This is a genomic window from Brevibacterium senegalense (assembly GCF_000285835.1).
In the GTDB taxonomy this organism is placed as follows: Bacteria; Actinomycetota; Actinomycetes; order Actinomycetales; family Brevibacteriaceae; genus Brevibacterium; species Brevibacterium senegalense.
Window position 1 is genome coordinate 127,492 of sequence record NZ_HE978609.1, and the last position, 1,711, is coordinate 129,202.

Annotated in this window: 1 protein-coding gene and 1 pseudogene; one reads left to right on the forward strand and one right to left on the reverse strand. The window is 63.8% G+C overall.

Going from position 1 to position 1,711, the window contains the following annotated elements; all coding sequences use genetic code 11:
• On the reverse strand, positions 1–629 hold a 629-nt coding region (locus HGBR_RS20280; protein WP_019160093.1), incomplete at its 3' end, for a transposase family protein.
• A 145-nt stretch (positions 630–774) separates the two neighbouring features.
• Between HGBR_RS20280 and HGBR_RS18330 the strand changes: the two are divergent.
• Positions 775–1,589, forward strand: a pseudogene (locus HGBR_RS18330) (IS3 family transposase); the annotation flags it as partial.
• Between the last annotated feature and the right edge of the window lie 122 nt (positions 1,590–1,711).

Consider the following 1,711-nt stretch of genomic DNA (forward strand, 5'->3'; position numbering starts at 1 on the left):
TTCACATCCAGCAGACGTGCTCGACCAGTCCCGTCGATGAGTGGAGTCAGGTCCACGAAGATCGTCGCGAAGGAATCGTCTCCTTGTCCGCGCACGTGCTTCCAGCAGTGCTCATCGATGCCCAGGACACGGACTCCTGCCAGATGCATGGGGTCCGCGTACACCAGAGACTTCGCAGCAGTGGTCGCCAACTGGTTGACGAGATCCCACCCCAACCCGAGTGCCCGACTGATCGCTGAGATGCTCATCTGATCGCGGACGAGGCGTTTCAGGATCCAGGTCGTGGCGCGTTTCGTGGTCTTCGCCCCTGGCTCAGCGGCGTCGAGGTGGTGCTGGAAGATCGTGCGCCGGCAGCCGGCAAGTACGCACTGGTAGCGCGGTAGACGCACGTGCAGACGGGTCGGGTGGCCGGTGATGGGAACGTCCGTGAGCTTGCGGATGACGTGATCCCGCAACCGGCCTTCAGCACCGCAATCGGGGCAGAAGCCGAAGGGTTCTCGTGGTGCGGCTTCGATGACGGTGACGTCCTCATCGGTGATCCGGGCGCCGGTGATGTGGATGCCGAGTTCGAGGGTGCGGCAGATGACATCAGCGACGGGACACGGCGCGACGGGAGAGGTAGATTGCACGGCAGGGCCTTGGGTGTGGGGGATCTTGAGGAATTTCCATCTTCGCCCAAGGCCCGCCCCTCATTCATCACCGACACCCGGCACTCAGGGACCGCGTCACGCACTCTGAAACCGGAAGAGCCAGTTCAAGGAGCGGGCACTACGAATGATGGACGACCACCGCAGGGTCGAAGAGACCTCGGTCTGGGGCGCTGCCACTGCGACTGGCGAGAAGCTCGGGATCTCCCCGCACACGTTGCGGGGATGGTCGAGACAAGCTCGCCGTGACGCCGGTGTCGAAGAAGGTCCTACGAGTGCGGACCTCGAGGAACTCAAGCGGTTGCGCCGCGAGGTCAAGGAGCTCAAACGCGCGAACGAAATCCTTAAGACCGCGTCAGCGTTTTTCGCCGCGGAACTCGACCGTCCCACGACGAAATGATCCGGTTCATCGACACGTTCCGGGGTCGTTTCGGGGTCGAGTTCATCTGTCGCGTCCTGGGCGCGACGGCACGTGGGTTCATCACCTCCCGTGGCTACCGGGCAGCGAAGTCCCGGACGCCCGCAGCCCGCACCCTCCGCGATGGTCTCCTCGTCGAGGAGGTCAAACGGATCCACGCCGCGAACTACGGTGTCTACGGGGTGCGGAAGATGTGGCACGCGATGCACCGAGCCGGATGGGACGTCGGCCGGGACCAGACAGCCCGACTGATGCGTATGGCTGGCGTGACCGGAGTCGTGCGCGGCCGGAATCCGCGCACCACGATGCAAGCTCCGATACCCGATCAGCGTCCGGATTTAGTGATGCGGGACTTCAAAGCTCCGGCGCCGAATCGTCTGTGGGTCGCTGACATCACCTACGTGCGGACCTCGTGTGGGTTCGTGTACACGGCGTTCGTCATCGACGGGTATAGCCGCCGCATCGTCGGGTGGGCGACGAGGTCGTCGATGACGACTGAGGCGCTGTCGCTGGAGGCTTTGGAGGCTCTTCAGAGCTGAGTGTGGGGTGAGGCATCCAGCCCTCCGGCGATCAGGAGCATGCGGAGTCTGTAGTGGTCGAAGTTCCGGAACCCGCGAGCGATACGACGGCCGAGCTCTATGATCCC